General features: G+C 73.1%; 14 protein-coding genes and 1 tRNA gene. 7 read left to right on the plus strand and 8 right to left on the minus strand.

The genetic code is table 11. The annotated features are described in order from the left end of the window. Positions 1-216: 216 nt before the first annotated feature. The 3 genes from ITJ68_RS08810 to ITJ68_RS08820 are packed head-to-tail and all read left to right on the plus strand — an operon-like array spanning position 217 to position 4,054. On the plus strand, positions 217-1,701 hold the full coding sequence (locus ITJ68_RS08810; RefSeq protein WP_194660916.1) for an aldehyde dehydrogenase family protein: 1,485 nt from the start codon (positions 217-219) through the stop codon (positions 1,699-1,701). Further along, positions 1,698-3,191: a D-glycero-beta-D-manno-heptose 1-phosphate adenylyltransferase gene (gene rfaE2 / locus ITJ68_RS08815; RefSeq protein ID WP_194660917.1), complete on the plus strand. Its 1,494-nt coding sequence runs from the start codon at positions 1,698-1,700 to the stop codon at positions 3,189-3,191. Before ITJ68_RS08810 ends, rfaE2 begins: the two co-directional genes overlap by 4 nt. Beyond that, positions 3,188-4,054 carry a glycosyltransferase family 2 protein gene (locus ITJ68_RS08820; protein ID WP_194660918.1) on the plus strand — a complete coding sequence of 289 codons (867 nt, stop codon included), beginning with the start codon at positions 3,188-3,190 and terminating at the stop codon, positions 4,052-4,054. Before rfaE2 ends, ITJ68_RS08820 begins: the two co-directional genes overlap by 4 nt. Before the next feature lie 16 nt (positions 4,055-4,070). Here ITJ68_RS08820 and ITJ68_RS08825 read toward each other — a convergent pair whose 3' ends face one another. From ITJ68_RS08825 to ITJ68_RS08855, 7 genes are read right to left on the minus strand one after another with little or no spacing between them, the layout of a single operon-like run. Further along, positions 4,071-4,493, minus strand: a complete 423-nt coding sequence (locus ITJ68_RS08825) for an SIP domain-containing protein (protein ID WP_194660919.1) — start codon at positions 4,491-4,493, stop codon at positions 4,071-4,073. Between the two features lie 21 nt (positions 4,494-4,514). Further along, positions 4,515-5,165: a TetR/AcrR family transcriptional regulator gene (locus ITJ68_RS08830; protein WP_268097301.1), complete on the minus strand. Its 651-nt coding sequence runs from the start codon at positions 5,163-5,165 to the stop codon at positions 4,515-4,517. Then, entirely contained in the window at positions 5,162-7,213 is a 2,052-nt protein-coding gene (locus ITJ68_RS08835) for a CocE/NonD family hydrolase (RefSeq protein WP_194660920.1), read from the minus strand. The genes ITJ68_RS08830 and ITJ68_RS08835 overlap by 4 nt, the downstream gene beginning before the upstream one ends. Further along, positions 7,210-9,000 carry an ABC transporter ATP-binding protein gene (locus ITJ68_RS08840; protein ID WP_194660921.1) on the minus strand — a complete coding sequence of 597 codons (1,791 nt, stop codon included), beginning with the start codon at positions 8,998-9,000 and terminating at the stop codon, positions 7,210-7,212. Before ITJ68_RS08840 ends, ITJ68_RS08835 begins: the two co-directional genes overlap by 4 nt. Next, positions 8,997-9,860, minus strand: coding sequence for an ABC transporter permease (locus ITJ68_RS08845; protein ID WP_194660922.1), 864 nt, complete (start codon positions 9,858-9,860; stop codon positions 8,997-8,999). Before ITJ68_RS08845 ends, ITJ68_RS08840 begins: the two co-directional genes overlap by 4 nt. Next, on the minus strand, positions 9,857-10,873 hold the full coding sequence (locus tag ITJ68_RS08850) for an ABC transporter permease (RefSeq protein ID WP_194660923.1): 1,017 nt from the start codon (positions 10,871-10,873) through the stop codon (positions 9,857-9,859). Before ITJ68_RS08850 ends, ITJ68_RS08845 begins: the two co-directional genes overlap by 4 nt. Next, entirely contained in the window at positions 10,870-12,489 is a 1,620-nt protein-coding gene (locus ITJ68_RS08855; protein WP_194660924.1) for an ABC transporter substrate-binding protein, read from the minus strand. The genes ITJ68_RS08850 and ITJ68_RS08855 overlap by 4 nt, the downstream gene beginning before the upstream one ends. Before the next feature lie 161 nt (positions 12,490-12,650). Here ITJ68_RS08855 and ITJ68_RS08860 point away from each other — a divergent pair, with 161 nt between their 5' ends. From ITJ68_RS08860 to ITJ68_RS08870, 3 genes are read left to right on the plus strand one after another with little or no spacing between them, the layout of a single operon-like run. Further along, positions 12,651-13,244, plus strand: a complete 594-nt coding sequence (locus tag ITJ68_RS08860; protein WP_194660925.1) for a molybdopterin-dependent oxidoreductase — start codon at positions 12,651-12,653, stop codon at positions 13,242-13,244. After that, positions 13,241-14,077 carry a ferredoxin reductase gene (locus ITJ68_RS08865; protein ID WP_323743261.1) on the plus strand — a complete coding sequence of 279 codons (837 nt, stop codon included), beginning with the start codon at positions 13,241-13,243 and terminating at the stop codon, positions 14,075-14,077. The genes ITJ68_RS08860 and ITJ68_RS08865 overlap by 4 nt, the downstream gene beginning before the upstream one ends. Continuing rightward, entirely contained in the window at positions 14,077-14,328 is a 252-nt protein-coding gene (locus ITJ68_RS08870; protein WP_194660926.1) for a DUF6510 family protein, read from the plus strand. Before ITJ68_RS08865 ends, ITJ68_RS08870 begins: the two co-directional genes overlap by 1 nt. A gap of 116 nt (positions 14,329-14,444) precedes the next feature. On the opposite strand, the gene ITJ68_RS08875 is transcribed toward ITJ68_RS08870, so the two are convergent. Continuing rightward, positions 14,445-14,516 (minus strand) — tRNA-Gly (locus tag ITJ68_RS08875). A gap of 99 nt (positions 14,517-14,615) precedes the next feature. On the opposite strand from ITJ68_RS08875, the gene ITJ68_RS08880 reads away from it, so the two are divergent. Further along, on the plus strand, positions 14,616-14,831 hold the full coding sequence (locus tag ITJ68_RS08880; protein ID WP_194660927.1) for a hypothetical protein: 216 nt from the start codon (positions 14,616-14,618) through the stop codon (positions 14,829-14,831). The last annotated feature ends 3 nt before the right edge of the window (positions 14,832-14,834 follow it).

Below are 14,834 nucleotides of genomic sequence, written 5' to 3' on the forward strand. Positions count from 1 at the left end.
GACCGACCGACGTCCTGTCTACCGAGCATCGCTGGGCGGTGTGCCGCCTGACCGCGGAACGCAGAACCGCGACCACGTCCAGAGAAGAAGGAGCAGTGTCGTACTCCTCATGGCCATCGGCCTGACGCACCAGCACCGCACCATCAGCACCATCAGCACCACCACCAGCACTGCTCCATCAGCACTGTCCCATCAGCACCACCCGGAAGGACGCGCATGACGCTCGAAGCCCCCACCACCACGGACGAGGTCGTCGTCCTGGACCCCGTGACCGGCGACGTCGCCTCCACGACCCCGGTCGCAGGCCCCGACGCCGTGCACGACGCGGTGGCACGGGCACGAGCGGCGTTCCCCGGCTGGGCCCGCACCGCTCCGGCCGAGCGCGGTTCAGCACTGCGCGCGGCAGCCGAGCACCTCCGGGCGCACGCCGACGAGCTCGCCGAGCTGAACACCCGCGAGACCGGCAAGGTCCCCGGCGACGCGGCCGGCGGCGTCGAGGCCGGCATCGGGACGCTCCTGCAGTACGCCGAGCTCGGCCCGCTGCACCGCGGTGAGGCCCTCCGCGGCCAGCACGGCGCCGCGGACTGGACCGTGCCGCACCCGCGCGGCGTCGTCCTGGCGCTCACCCCGTGGAACGACCCGGTCGCCGTCGCTCTCGGCATCATCGGCGCCGCCGTCGTCACCGGCAACACCGTCGTGCACAAGGGCAGCGAGCGGTGCCCCGCGACCTTCGCGCGCCTCAACGAACTGCTGGCCGAGGCCCTGCCCGCCGGCGTGTTCGTCGGGGTCGACGGCGACGCCGCCACCGGCGAGGCGCTCCTCGCCGAGGACGGCATCGCGGTCTACGCGCACGTCGGCTCCACCGCCACCGGCGACCGGCTCAGCGAGGTCGCCGCCGGCACCCGCGCGCACGTCGTCCGTGAGAACGGCGGGAACGACGCGCTCGTCGTGGACGCCGGCGTCGACCCCGTGTGGGCCGCCGGGCAGGCCGCCCTGGGTGCCTTCGCGAACACCGGCCAGATCTGCACGAGCGTGGAGCGCGTCTACGTGCACCGCGACGTCGCCGATGCCTTCGTCGAGGCACTCGTCGCCGAGGCCGAGGCGAAGACCGCCGCCCCCGCCGCCCAGTACGGCCCGCTCGTCGACGACCGGCTCCGCGTCCTCGTGCAGCAGCACGTCGACGACGCCGTCGCCAAGGGCGCCGAGGTCCGCACGGGCGGCTCCGTGCCGGACGGCGCCGGGACGTTCTACCCCGCGACCGTGCTCACCCGGTGCTCCGACGACGCGCTCGTGCTGACCGAGGAGACCTTCGGCCCGATCGCCCCCGTCCGCGTGGTCGACTCGTTCGAGGAGGGCCTGGAGCTCGCCGCCGCCGACCGGTACGGCCTCGCTGCCTCGGTCCTGACGAACGACACCGCGCACGCGCTGCTCGCCGCCGCGACGCTCCCCGTCGGCACGGTGAAGGTGAACGCCGTCTTCGGTGGCGCTCCCGGTGGCAGCGCCGAGCCCCGCGGCGCCTCGGGCTCCGGCTTCGGGTACGGCCCGCACCTGCTCGACGAGATGACGACGACCACGGTCGTGCACCTCGAAGCGGCCCCCGCCACACCGGCTGCACCGGCCGCACCGGCCGCAGCCGCAGCCGCAGCGTCGTCGGCGTCCGACGAGGGCGTCACCGCACCCGCCGAGGGCTTCGACCGATGACCGCCGACGTCCGCCTGGTCCGCGACCTCATCGGGCGCATCGACGACCGCGAGCCGCTCGTCGTCGTGATCGGCGACTGCATCCTGGACCGCTGGACGATCGGGGAGGCCGAGCGCGTCTCCCGCGAGGCCCCCGCCCCCGTCGTCCGCGTCACCGAGACCATCGCGGTCCCCGGCGGTGCGGCGAACACCGCCGTGAACGCCCGCGCCCTGGGTGCCCGCGTCCGCATGGTCGGCCTGCTCGGGGACGACGAGGCCGGTGCGGTCCTCCGCCAGCGTCTCGACGCGGCCGGGGTGGACACCTCGTACATGGTGACGATCCCGGGGGCGACGACCACGTCGAAGTCCCGGATCGTCGGCGGCGACCGCGTGGTCGTCCGCGTGGACGAGCTCGCCGCGATGCCGACCGACGGGCACACCGAGCAGCTCGCCGCCGCCGTGGCCCGCGCCATCCGCGCCGCCGACGCCGCCGTGGTCTGCGACTACGGCCTCGGGGTCACGCCGGAGAGCGTCCTGCCCGTGATCGACCGGGACCGACCCGACGTGGTCGTGGTCGACGCCCACGACCTCGGTGGCTGGCGCGAGCTGCGCCCCGACCTCGTCACGCCGAACGCCGGTGAGGCCGCCGCGCTGCTCGGCCGCCCCCTCGGCGACGGTGTCGAACGCGCCGCGACCGTCGTCGCCGCTCGCGACGAGGTCTTCGCCGCCACCGGTGCCCGTGCCGTCGTCGTCACCCTCGACCGCAACGGCACCGTGCTCCTGGAGCCGGGCGAGGACACCGGCTTCCGCACCCGCGCCACCCCGGCCTCCGAGCAGCAGGCATCCGGCGCTGGCGACACGTTCTGCGCCGCCGCCTCGGTCGCCCTGGCCGTCGGCGCCCCCGCGCGCGAGGCCGTCGCCTTCGCGCAGGCCGCCGCCGACGTCGTCGTCCGTGAGGCCGGCACGTCCACCTGCGACGCCGCCGCGCTGCTCCGCTCCGTCGAGGCCCCCGCGGAGACAGTCGTCGACCACGACGACCTCGCCGCCGCGGTGGCCGTCGCCCGCAGCGAGGGTCGCCGGGTCGTGTTCACGAACGGCTGCTTCGACGTCGTGCACCGCGGGCACACCTCGTACCTCCGCCAGGCCAAGGAGCTCGGGGACCTGCTCGTCGTCGCGCTGAACGACGACGACTCGGTGCGCCGACTCAAGGGCCCCGAGCGGCCGATCAACACCGCCGAGGACCGCGCCGGTGTCCTCGCGGCCCTGGCGTGCGTCGACCTGGTGACGGTCTTCGCGACGGACACCCCCATCCCGCTCATCGAACGCGTGCAGCCCGACGTCTACGTCAAGGGCGGCGACTACTCCCCCGAGATGCTCCGCGAGACCGAGGTCGTGCGCAGCTACGGCGGCGAGGTCGTCATGGTCGACTACGTCCCCGAGCACTCCACGAGTGCCGTGGTCCGTCGCATCCGCGAGACGTCGGGAGGGGCGACGGGAGGCGAGGCCGTGTGAGCACCGCCCGCTGGTCAGGAGCCTGGGCGCGCGACGGCCGACCCGACGACGCGCCGGACGTCGACGTCCTCATCCCCACCGTGGGACGCACCGCCGAGCTGGCGACCACCCTCGCCGGGCTCGCCGCCCAGACGGACGCCTCGTTCCGCGTGGTCCTCAGCGACCAGTCGGAGACCAGCGACGTCGCGTCACGTCCGGCGGTCGCCGCGATGGTGCGCGTCCTGGAGGCCCAGGGCCGCCCCGTCACGCTGCTCACCCACCCGGAACGGCGTGGCCTGGCGGAACACCGGCAGTTCCTGCTGGACCGTGCGTCAGCGCCGGCCGTGCTCTTCCTCGACGACGACGTGTGGCTCGAACCCGGGTCCGTGTCCCGGATGCTCGACGCCCTGCGCACGCTCGGCTGCGGTTTCGTCGGCAGCGCCGTGCAGGGGTTGTCGTACCTGGCCGACCGCCGACCGCACGAGATTGCCCTGTTCGAGCCGTGGGACGGTCAGGTGGTGCCCGAGGTGATCCGCCGCGGCTCCCCCGGCTTCGAGCGCTGGTCGCTGCACAACGCCGCGAACCTCGCGCACGTCGCCGCCGGTCTCGACGTCGACCCGGGCGGGTGGATGCCGTACCACGTCGCCTGGGTCGGGGCCTGCGCGCTGTACGACCGGGCCGCGCTCGTCGAGGTCGGCGGGTTCGAGTTCTGGGACACCCTGCCGGTCGGCCACGCAGGCGAGGACGTCGTCGCGCAGTGGCGGGTCATGGAGCGCTTCGGCGGCGCGGGGATCGTGCCGTCCGGCGCCGTGCACCTCGAGGCCCCGACGACCGTCACCGACCGCTCGGTGGACGCCCCCGACGTCGTGCTCGGACCGGCCTGACCGGTCCGACCGGCGCTCAGCCGCCGAACTCGACCTGGACCTGCTGGCCGGCGTCGGTGAGTCCGTGCTGCACCGCAGCCCGGGTCTGCTCGATCCAGGGGCTGTCCGAGCACCCGATCCAGACGACCGTGCGCGGCTCGGAGTCGGTGACGCACCACTCGCCCGCCCACGCGAGCACGGCGGCCGCCAGGGCCTCACCGTGGTCGGCGAAGCAGAGCGACGGCACCGCGGACGGACGGTCGCTGCGGACGAGCCACGACACCGTCACACGCGGGGGTGCCGGCAGGATGCGGACCTGTTCCTCGAGCGCGACCTCGACGAAGACCTGGCCGTAGGCGGTCTCGGGCAGGTCCTCGAGCAGCCGGTGGATCTCCGGCAGGTCCTCGACCGCCCCGGCGATGAGCACGCGGTCGCTGGGCTGTCGAGGGGTGCGGTCCATGTCCCAACGGTAGGACCGCCCTCAGCCCAGGACAACCCCGAGTTGCTGGGAGAGGAACTCCCACATCCACGTCAGCGCCACCGCGTGGGTCAGCCCCGGGGCGTTCTGCGCGATCTGGGTCGCCACGCCGTCGCTGTACGCGGCGAGCTTGAGCGCCACGACGGACGGGTCGATGCCGCCGGGGGCCGTGAACGTGCCGTCGGCGACCCCGCGGCGGACGACCCGCACCAGGCAGGCCTCCCACACGCGGATGCGTTCGGCGTACTCCTCGGCGACCTCGGGCCGACGGGCGACGGCGGTCCAGTAGTCCGACCAGATGCGCCAGTGCTGCCGGACCTGTTCGCTGTCGTCGAAGAGCGGCTCGACGAGCATCCGCAGGGCCACGACCGCGTCGGGTTCGGCGTCGACCGCGGCGACGATCGCGCCGTAGAACCGCTCGGTCTCGAGCACGACGACCTCGTTGAGGATCTCCGCGACGCTCGCGAAGTGGTACGTCACCGTGCCCACCGAGACGCCCGCCTCGGCCGCGATGTCGCGGAGGCCCGTGGCGCCGAGCCCCTGCCGGACGATGACCGCCCGCGCGGCGCGGACGATCATGGCGCGACGGACCTCGGGGCGCTGTCGCACGCGTGGCGCCGGGGACCCGGGCTGCGCGGGCACCGCGGCGCTCACGCGGACGTCCTCGGGACCTCGTCGTGGTGGGTGTGCTCGGCGACGAGCTCCTCCCGGGTGCCGTCGACGCCGCCCCGTGCCCAGGCCCGGACGGTGTTGACGACCGTGAACGCCTCGGCCGTGGCCGAGACGCGCGAGGTGGTCTCGAGCCGTGCGGCCCAGTCCGTGTGCGTCAGCCCGATCGCCCACCGCGACTCGGCGACGGCGGAGGTCGGGTCGCCGCTGACGATGCGGTACGTCTCGCGGGCGTCCTCGTGGAACACCAGGCCGTCCGGGTAGACCCGACCGCCGCCGTACCCCGGGTCGACGTCGAGCGTCCACGCCCCCGTCTCGACATCGTGCGTGACGGTGCGCTGCGGCAGTGCATCGGTCGGTTCGACGCGCGTGATCGCGAGCGGCGTCGACCGGGTCGGCTCCTCGAAGTGGACGCCGTCGTCGGTCGAGCGTGTCCAGACCGGCAGCGTCACCGTGCTGGCGGCGGGGTCGACCGTGACGGTCGCCGCCGTGCCGTGCGGCCAGACCCACGGCCAGTACGCGGTCGACACGGCGAGGCGCAGGCGGTGTCCGGCGACGAACCGGTGCCCGGTCGAGACGAGCCGCACGGGCAGCGTCGTCGGCTCCCCCGGCACGAGCGGCACCGAGGCGTCCATGCCCGTCCGCCGGAGTCCGTTCAGCACGCCGCGGGTGACGAGGGTCGAGCTGCCGTCCGGGGCCACGTCGCACAGCCGCACGGTCACGGTCGCCCGTGGTTGGTCGCTCGTGAGGGCGAGGTCCAGCAGGACGTTCCCGAGCAGGTCGAAGGATGTCTCGACGGGCAGGTCGAAGCACACGGAGCGGCCGTCCTCGGCGCGCTGGTCCGGCGGCAGGTCGGTCTGGTTGCCGAACGGGAAGAACCGTCCGGCGTCCGCACCGGTCTCCTGCGGGGACGCGACGACGACGGGGCCGTCCCCGCCGCCGCGCAGGGCGTCGAGCGCGGTGGTCCTCTGGGCCGTGGCGGCGTCGGGCCACGAGGACGCTCCGACCCAACGACCGGAGCGCACGGGGTAGTACGTGGCGGGCGGCTCCGGGTCGTTGATCCACGCGCGGAGTGCCGGTTCGTCCTCGACGCCGGTGTCGACGCCGCGCAGCCAGCGGTCCCACCAGCGCAGCGACTCCTGCAGGAACCCGATCGACGGCCCCGGAGCGAGCCCGCGGTCCGGGTACTGGTGCGACCACGGCCCGACGATCCCCCTGACGGGCGCGTCGACGTGTTCCACCAGTCGGAGCACGGCGTCCCGGTACGGGTCCGCCCACCCGCCGACGGCGAGCACCGCGGCGGAGATGCCCGCGTAGTCCTCGGCGGCGCTGCCGTGGCGCCAGTAGTCGTCGCGCTCCTGGTGCGACAGCCACACCGGCGTCATCGGCCGGTTCGACGCCAGACGCGCACGCCACTGCTCCACCCACGACGGCCCGACGACCTCGGGGCGCGGGGGCCGTGCGTTGAACGCGAACATCGTCCCGCCCCACGCCGCCATGTCGATCCCGAGGACCGCACCGCCGACGTAGTGCACGTCGTTGTCGTAGCGGTCGTCGGTGGAGCACACCGTGACGACGGCCTTGAGCGCTGCCGGTGCGCGGGCGGCGAGCTGCAGGGCGTTGAAGCCGCCCCACGAGATGCCGAACATGCCGACGGCGCCGGTCGACCACGTCTGCGCGGCCAGCCAGGCGATCACGGCCTCGCCGTCGGAGAGCTCCTGCTCGCTGTACTCGTCGTCGAAGACACCGTCCGAGGACCCCGTGCCGCGGATGTCGACCCGGACCGAGGCGTACCCGTGCTGGGCGTACCAGGGGTGTCGCTCCGAGTCACGGGGGGCCGTCCAGTCGTCGAGCCGGTACGGCAGGTACTCCAGCAGCACGGGGACACGGGCGTCCGGTCCGGCGGTGCTCGGTGCCCAGATCCGGGTGTGCAGGCGCACCCCGTCGGGCATCGGGATCCAGGTGTCGCGGACGGTCACCCCGTCGGGCAGGTCGACCGGCACCCCGATCCCCGTGAACGAACCGTCGGTCATGCGTCCTCCCAGTTCCGGATGCGGTGCCCGTCCCCGTGGTCGGTCCACCCGTCGGCGTGCCTCCAGTGCTGCACACCGTCGTCGACATCCGGCAGGTCGGTCACGCCCGGTTCGAGCGTCGCGGCGAGCAGCGTCCGCGTGTACGGGTGGTTCGGGCCGGTGAAGACCCGCTCGGTCGGTCCGATCTCGACGATCCGGCCGCCGGTCATCACGGCCACCCGGTCGGCGACGCCGCGGACCACGGCGAGGTCGTGGCTGATGAACAGGCAGCTCAGCCCGTTCTCGCGCTGCAGGTCGGCGAGCAGCGCCAGGATCCCGGCCTGCACCTGCACGTCGAGCGCGGTCGTGATCTCGTCGGCGATCACCAGCCGGGGTCCGGCGGCCAGTGCGCGGGCGATGCCGACGCGCTGTCGCTGCCCGCCCGAGAGCTGTGCGGGCAGCCGGGTCGCGAACTCCGGCCCGAGGCCGACCTGGGTCAGCAGGTCCGCCACCCGCGCGCGGGACGACGACCCGGTGAACAGCCGCAGCGGGCGGGCGATCGCCGCGCCGACGGTCCGCCGTGGGTTCAGCGAGGTGTCCGCGTTCTGGAACACCAGCTGCACGGCACGACGGAGCTCCGGGGAGCGCGCACCGACCGGCTGGCGCAGGTCACCCGTCGCGGCGTCGTCGGCGTACGTGAAGGTGCCGGACTCGGCGGGCACCAGACCCGCCATCGCCGTCGCGAGCGTCGACTTGCCGCTCCCCGACTCGCCCACCACGGCGAGCGTCTCGCGCGCACCGATCTCGAAGGACACGCCGTCGACGGCAGCAGGCAGGCCGCGTCCGTAGCGGACGACCAGGTCGCGTGCGGTCACGACCGGACGGCCTGGAGGCCCGGTGTGCGCAGTCGTGTCGGTGACCGTCCCGGGGACGGCCGGGTCCTGGTCGCGGTGATCCGGGCCTCCCGTCCGGGTGCGGCCGTCGGGGACGGCTGCCAACAGGGCGCGCGTGTACTCGTGCTGCGGGTCCGCGAAGAGCGCGGCGGTGTCGCGGTGCTCGACCACCTCGCCGTCCCGCATCACCGCGATCTCGTCCGCCATCGCGGACACCACGCCGAGGTCGTGGCTGACGAGGAGGACGGCCATGCCGAGCTCACGACCGAGGTCGGCGACCAGGTCGAGGACCGCCGCCTGGGTGACGACGTCGAGCGCGGTGGTCGGCTCGTCGAGGACGAGCACCCGCGGCCGGGCGGCGACGGCCATCGCGATCGCGACCCGCTGCTGCTGCCCGCCGGAGAGCTGGTGCGGGTAGCGGCGGACGATCGTGTCCGGGTCGGGCAGCCGGACGAGCCGGACCAGCTCGGCCACGCGCTCCGGGGAGTCGGGCTCGCCGTGGGCGCTGAGCGCCTCGCGGATCTGGGCGCCGACCCGCATCGACGGGGTCAGCGCCTGCCCGGCGTTCTGCGCGACCACCGACGCCGTGCCGCCGCGGAGGGCGCGCGTGGCCGAGGGCGACAGGGCGAAGACGTCCTGGTCGGCGACGACGACCGAGCCGCGGACGATCCGGGAGCCGGTGCGGAGGTGCGCGAGCAGCGTCCTGGCGACGGTGGACTTGCCGGAGCCGGACTCGCCGACCAGCCCGAGGGTGCGGCCGGCCGCGATCGTGAACGAGACGCCGCGGACGACGGGGACCTCGCTGCGTCCGGCGGCGTAGGAGATCGCGAGGTCGTCGACGCGGACGGCGGCGGTGGTGCCGTCCTGCGTCGTCGTGCTCGTGGTGGTGTCGGTTGCTGGGGTGTCGCGGTTCATGCGCGGGTCGCTCCCTGCGTGGCGCGGTCGACGCCGAGCGACTTGCTCAGTCCGTCGGCGGCGAGGTTCAGGCCGACCACGAGCGTCGCCAGCGCCACGATGGGCGCCAGCGTGCCGAGCGGCACGACGGTGAGTGCGGTGCGGTTCTCCTGCACCATGAGGCCCCAGTCCGGCGTCGGCGGGTTCGCCCCGAAGCCGAGGAAGGACAGCGACGCCACGAGCAGCACGATCCACGACGCCCGCATCGCGTACTCGACGAGGACGACGTCGAGGACGTTCGGCAGGATCTCGCGGAACACGATCGACAGCGGCTTCTCGCCCCGGGCCCTGGCCGCGGTGACGTAGTCCTGCGTGATGACGGTGCGGGCGGCACCGCGGACGACCCGGGTGACGGCGGGGGCGTAGACGACGGTGACGGCGAGCACGATGACCCAGAGCCCGGCGTCGAAGACGGTCACGACGACGAGCAGCGCCAGGATCGACGGCACGCTGAGCAGGGCGTCGACGACCCGCATCACGACCTCGTCGAACCAGTTGTCGGCGTAGGCGGTGACGGCGCCGAGCACGGTGCCGACGGCGACCGCGATCGTCGTGGCGAGGAAGGTCACGAGCAGCGCGTACCGGCCGCCGTTCAGCGTGCGGGACAGGATGTCGCGGCCGTACTGGTCGGTGCCGAGCCAGTGCGTCCACTCGGGGCCGGCGAGCACGTCGGCGGAGTCGGTGGCGACGGGGTCGTGCACGCCGATGACCGGGGCGAGGACGGCGAGGACGAGGTGCAGGGCGATGAGCCCGAGGCCGACGGAGAGTGCCGTCGAGCTGCGGAGCGGCGCGACGACGCTGCCGATGACGCTGGTGCTCATGCGGAGACCTTCCCTTCGGGTGCGCGACGTCGCCGGGCCGGCGGGCGGACGCGGGTGCGTCGCTGCCGGGTGCGGAGCCGCGGGTCGAGCGCGAGTGCCACCAGGTCGGCGGCGAGGTTGCACACGACGTAGACGACGGCGCTGAGGAGCGCGATGGCCTCGATCACGGGCAGGTCCCGGTTGAAGACCGACTCGAGCATGAGCTTGCCCATGCCGGGGTAGTTGAAGACGTTCTCCACGACGACCACGCCGCCGAGCAGCCACGCCACGTTGAGCGCGACGACGTTGAGCGTCGGGAGCAGCGCACTCGGCACGGCGTGCTTCCACACCACCCGACGCATCGTCAGGCCCTTCAGCTCGGCGGTCGTGACGAACTCGGACGCCATCACGTCGATCGTCGACGAGCGGGCGGTGCGCACGATGTACGCCGCCATCGCCAGGGTCAGCACGATGATCGGCAGCCAGATCGTCGGCAGCAGCTCCCCCACGGTCGCGTCGCTGCCGCGGAGCACCACGGCCGGGAACAGCGGGATGCCGATCGCGAAGAGCAGGACGAGCACGGTCGCGACCATGAACTCGGGGACGCTCATCACGACCAGGCTGACGATCGAGATGACCCGGTCGGTCGGCCGTCCGCGACGGACACCGGCGACCACGCCGAGCGTGAGCGACAGGGTCACGCCGACGAGCATCGCGGGCACGGCGATGAGCATGCTGTTGCGGAACGCGGTGAACAGCGTCGGGGCGACGGGCTCCCCGCTGACGAGCGAGGTGCCGAAGTCGCCGTGTGCCGCGCCGACGAGCCACTGCCCGTAGCGGAGCCACACGTTCTGGTCGAGCCCGAGCGTCTCGCGGAGCTGCTTGACGGCGTCGGGCGTGGCGTTCTGCCCGAGGAGCTGCTGCGCGACGTCGCCGGGCAGGGCCTGCACGGCGAGGAACACGAACAGGGACGCCAGGACCACCGTCAGCAGGGCGATCCCGACGCGCCGGAGCACGGGGAGGAGGACGTTCATCGGGCCAGTCCGATCCTGAGGTAGTCGAACTCGAAGCCGAACTCCGCGTAGTTGACGACGTCGTGGGACAGCCCGACCAGGCGGTCGCCGAACATCGGGGTCATGTCCGCGCCGTCCGCGACGACGAGCCGCTGCGCGTCCTGGTAGAGCGTCAGTCGCTTGGCGTCGTCCATCTCGGCGCGGGCGTCGTCGAGGAGTGCGTCGAAGGTCGGGTTCGACCAGGCGCTCTCGTTGTAGGACGACCCGGAGCGGAAGATCTGGTTGAGCAGCTGGTCGATCGGACGCCCGGTGAAGAAGTAGCTCACCATGAGTGGCTTCTGCATCCAGATCTGCGTGTAGTACGAGTCCGCCGACGCGTTCTTCACGGTCAGGTCGATGCCGGCCGCCTTGACCTGGTCGCGGTAGGCGACGGCGAGGGGCGTGAACACCGACTCGTAGCTCGACGTGTAGATCGAGGTCTGGAAGCGTTCGTGGCCGGCCCGCTTGAGCAGGCTCCTGGCCTTGTCCGGGTCGTGCTCGCGGGGTTCGTCGAGGAACGCGGCGAGCTGCGGCGGGACGGGGTTGTCCCACCCGGGCGACCCGGTTCCCTGGACCGCCGTGTCGACGATCTTCCGCGGGTCGTACGCGAGCTTCATGGCCTGGCGCACCAGCGGGTCGGAGAACTGCTCGCTCGTCGCGAGCATCGGCATCGTGTACCACTGCGCGTTCACGACCCGGGCGACGGTGGCGCGCTGGGACGCGGCGACGACCCGCGCGGTGGCGAAGTCGAGGTTCGTCTGTGAGATGAGGTCGATCTGGCCCGCGAGCAGCGCGTTCACCCGCGCGGTGGTGTCCTGGATCGAGAAGAAGTCGATGCCGTCGAGTGCGGGACGTCCGGCGAAGTGGTCGTCGAAGGCCTCGATGCTGCCGGTGCCGGCCGGTGCGAAGGACGAGAGCCTGAACGGGCCGGTGCCGATGCCGGTCGTGCCGATGGTGTCGATCGCCCCGGCTGGCACGATGTAGCACTGGTACGCCGTCAGCAGCGAGGGGAACTCCGCGTTCGGCTTCGTCAGCTCGAACCGCAGTGTGTACGGGTCGAGCGCCCGCATCGAGTCGGCGGTCATCACCTCGCCGAGCACCCCGGCCTGCGGCGACGCGGTCTTCTCGTCGAGGATGTGCCGGATGCTGGCGATCGCGTCGTCGGCGGTGAACCGGGAGCCGTCGTGGAAGCGGACCCCCCGGCGGAGCTCGAACGTCCACACGGTGCCGTCGTCGTTGCCGGACCACTCGCGTGCCAGGTCGGGGACGGTCTGCCCGGACTCGTCGAGCCGGACCAGGCGGTTGTAGAGCGCGCCGAGGTACTCGTAGGCGGAGAGCGAGCTCGCCGAGTCGAGGGTCTCGGCGGCGGACGCGGCCGGTCGGGCGATGCGCAGCCGACCACCGCGGCGGGCGACGCCGGTGGCGGCCTGCTCCGGGATGGTGACGGCACCGGCGCCGGTGCTGCACCCGGTGAGGGTGAGGAGTCCGAGGCCGGCGAGCCCGGCGGCGCCGGTGAGGAGCGCGCGGCGGCTGGGACCACGGCCGTCTCGGGCGGCTCGCTGGTCGGGGTGGTGGTGCTGCTGGACGACGTGCTGCATTCGGGGTGACCCCTCCTGGTAATCGTTCCGGTGAACGATAGAGGGCTTCGCGCTCCCTGGCCAATCCCGGGACGGGTCCGGGCGCGAGGATTCACGAATCCGTTACACGCGGACCGTGTCGACGGGCCAGGATCGACAGGAGCAACGACGAGGAGCAACCGATGGCGACCTTCACCCGCGGGTTCGGCGGACGACGACGCAACGAGGACGACGACCGCACTCCGCCCGGGCAGACGCTCGTGCGCGACTGGCCCGTGCTCTCGGCCGGCGCCACGCCGGAGATCGCACCGGCGGACTGGAGCTTCTCCATCCAGACCGAGTCCGGACTGCACGAGTGGACGTGGGACGAGGTCCACGCACTCGGTGTCGAGGACGTCACCGTCGACATCCACTGCGTGACGCACTGGTCGAAGCTCGACATGCCGTGGCGCGGGGTCCCGCTCGACGCCCTGTTCGCCCAGGTGGAGACGTCGCTGGACTACTGCATGGTGCACAGCTTCGGCGGCTACACGACGAACGTCCCCCTCGACGAACTGCTCGGTGGCAAGGCCTGGGTCGCGTTCGAGGCCGACGGCGAACCCCTCGAGCCCGAGCACGGCGGCCCGGCACGGCTGCTGGTCCCCGCCCTGTACTTCTGGAAGAGCGCGAAGTGGGTGCGCGGCATCGTCATGCAGGCCGACGACGAACCGGGCTTCTGGGAGAACGCGGGCTACAACATGCACGGCGACCCCTGGAAGGAAGAGCGGTACTGGTGAGCGCACCCATGTCCGTCGAGTCCGTGTCGGTCCGGTCCGCCGAGACCCCGGAGACCGGCCAGGAGGCTCCCCCGTCGCCCGCCACGCCAGCTCGCGTCCGCAGGCGGCCGGACTGGCACGCCGCGACCGTCGCCGCCGTGCGTGCCGAGAGCCCGACCGCGCGACGCCTGGTGCTCGACGTCCCCACCTGGCCGGGCAACGACCCCGGGCAGCACCTCGACCTGCGGCTCACGGCCGAGGACGGCTACCAGGCGACCCGCGCGTACTCCGTGGCGTCCGCCGGTGACGACCCGCGCGTGACCCTGGCGGTCGACCGCGTCGACGACGGCGAGGTCTCGCCGTTCCTGGTCGACGCGATCGAGGTCGGCGACGCCCTGGAGGTCCACGGACCCCTCGGCGGCTGGTTCGTGTGGCGCCCGTCCGCGGAGTCGACGCGGCCCGTGCAGCTCATCGCGGGCGGGTCCGGGATCGTGCCGCTCGTGGCGATGGTCACCGCGCACGCCGAGGCCGACGACCCCACGCCCTTCCGGCTCCTCTACGCCGTCCGCACCCCCGAGGACGTCTTCTTCCGCCCGGAGCTCGACGCCGCCCTCGCTGCCACGGCCCCGCTGGACGTCACGGTCGTGTACAGCCGCACGGCACCGGCGGACTCCACCCTTCCGCCGGGTCGACTCACGAAGGAGACCCTGGCCACGGCGGTGCTGCCCCCGGAGGACGGCGCCCTGGTCTACGTGTGCGGGTCGACGCCGTTCGTCGAACAGGTCCTCCGGTGGCTCGGCGAGCTCGGGCACGACGTGGCGGACGTCCGCGCAGAACGGTTCGGAGGCAGCTGATGACCCTGCTCGACGGCAATGCCCTCGCCGGTGAGCTGGCGGACGTGCTCGGAGCCGACCCCACGACGGCGCGCCTGCGGTGCACCGGCTGCGGGTCGCTCGGGTCCCTCGGCGAGACCCGGGTGTACCGCACGGCGATGGGGTCGGTGGCCCGGTGCCACGGCTGCGACACGGTGCTCGTCACGGTGGTGTCGGACGGTGTCCGGCGTCGCGTCGGGCTGCCGGGGGTCCGAGCCGCGTCGATCGCCTGACGGCCCGTACCCGCTCGCCTGACCGCCCGTCCCGGTTCGCCGGACCGCTCCGGGAACCAGAAAACCCCGACCGAGGTCGGGGTTGTCCAGGGGCCGGGTGGAGCCGGTTGTTCCCGAGCGGATGACGAGATTCGAACTCGCGACCCTCACCTTGGCAAGGTGATGCGCTACCACTGCGCCACATCCGCATGCGCTGCCTGACGGCCGCGCTCGGATGACGATACCAGTGTTCTCGGGTGCCGCCGACGCACGGCCGGTGCCGGGCGTGTCCGTGTTGGATGGAGGGCATGAGCGACTTCGTGAAGGAAGTACCGGCGCACCAGCCGGACGAACCAGACGCGCACGGCGTGGACCTGGTGGACGGCGACGAACCGGCGGTGCGCATCCTGGTCCGGGGCGTCCTGCCCGCGACCCTCGAACACGACGGCCGCACCTGGGCAGCGACGGACGAGACCCACGACGCCGGGGACGCCCCGGCGATCTCGGTCTACCGACCGGCCTGACGC

Origin of the sequence: Curtobacterium sp. VKM Ac-1395 (assembly GCF_015350975.1) — a bacterium.
Lineage (GTDB): Bacteria > Actinomycetota > Actinomycetes > Actinomycetales > Microbacteriaceae > Curtobacterium.

What these genes read in the sequence shown, in the direction of transcription:
- ITJ68_RS08825 (WP_194660919.1), bottom strand. Translation starts at nt 4,493, where the DNA reads ATGGACCGCACCCCTCGACAGCCCAGCGACCGCGTGCTCATCGCCGGG.
- ITJ68_RS08860 (WP_194660925.1), top strand. Translation starts at nt 12,651, where the DNA reads ATGGCGACCTTCACCCGCGGGTTCGGCGGACGACGACGCAACGAGGAC.
- ITJ68_RS08840 (WP_194660921.1), bottom strand. Translation starts at nt 9,000, where the DNA reads ATGAACCGCGACACCCCAGCAACCGACACCACCACGAGCACGACGACG.
- ITJ68_RS08855 (WP_194660924.1), bottom strand. Translation starts at nt 12,489, where the DNA reads ATGCAGCACGTCGTCCAGCAGCACCACCACCCCGACCAGCGAGCCGCC.
- ITJ68_RS08870 (WP_194660926.1), top strand. Translation starts at nt 14,077, where the DNA reads ATGACCCTGCTCGACGGCAATGCCCTCGCCGGTGAGCTGGCGGACGTG.
- ITJ68_RS08850 (WP_194660923.1), bottom strand. Translation starts at nt 10,873, where the DNA reads ATGAACGTCCTCCTCCCCGTGCTCCGGCGCGTCGGGATCGCCCTGCTG.
- ITJ68_RS08845 (WP_194660922.1), bottom strand. Translation starts at nt 9,860, where the DNA reads ATGAGCACCAGCGTCATCGGCAGCGTCGTCGCGCCGCTCCGCAGCTCG.
- ITJ68_RS08835 (WP_194660920.1), bottom strand. Translation starts at nt 7,213, where the DNA reads ATGACCGACGGTTCGTTCACGGGGATCGGGGTGCCGGTCGACCTGCCC.
- rfaE2 (WP_194660917.1), top strand. Translation starts at nt 1,698, where the DNA reads ATGACCGCCGACGTCCGCCTGGTCCGCGACCTCATCGGGCGCATCGAC.
- ITJ68_RS08810 (WP_194660916.1), top strand. Translation starts at nt 217, where the DNA reads ATGACGCTCGAAGCCCCCACCACCACGGACGAGGTCGTCGTCCTGGAC.
- ITJ68_RS08880 (WP_194660927.1), top strand. Translation starts at nt 14,616, where the DNA reads ATGAGCGACTTCGTGAAGGAAGTACCGGCGCACCAGCCGGACGAACCA.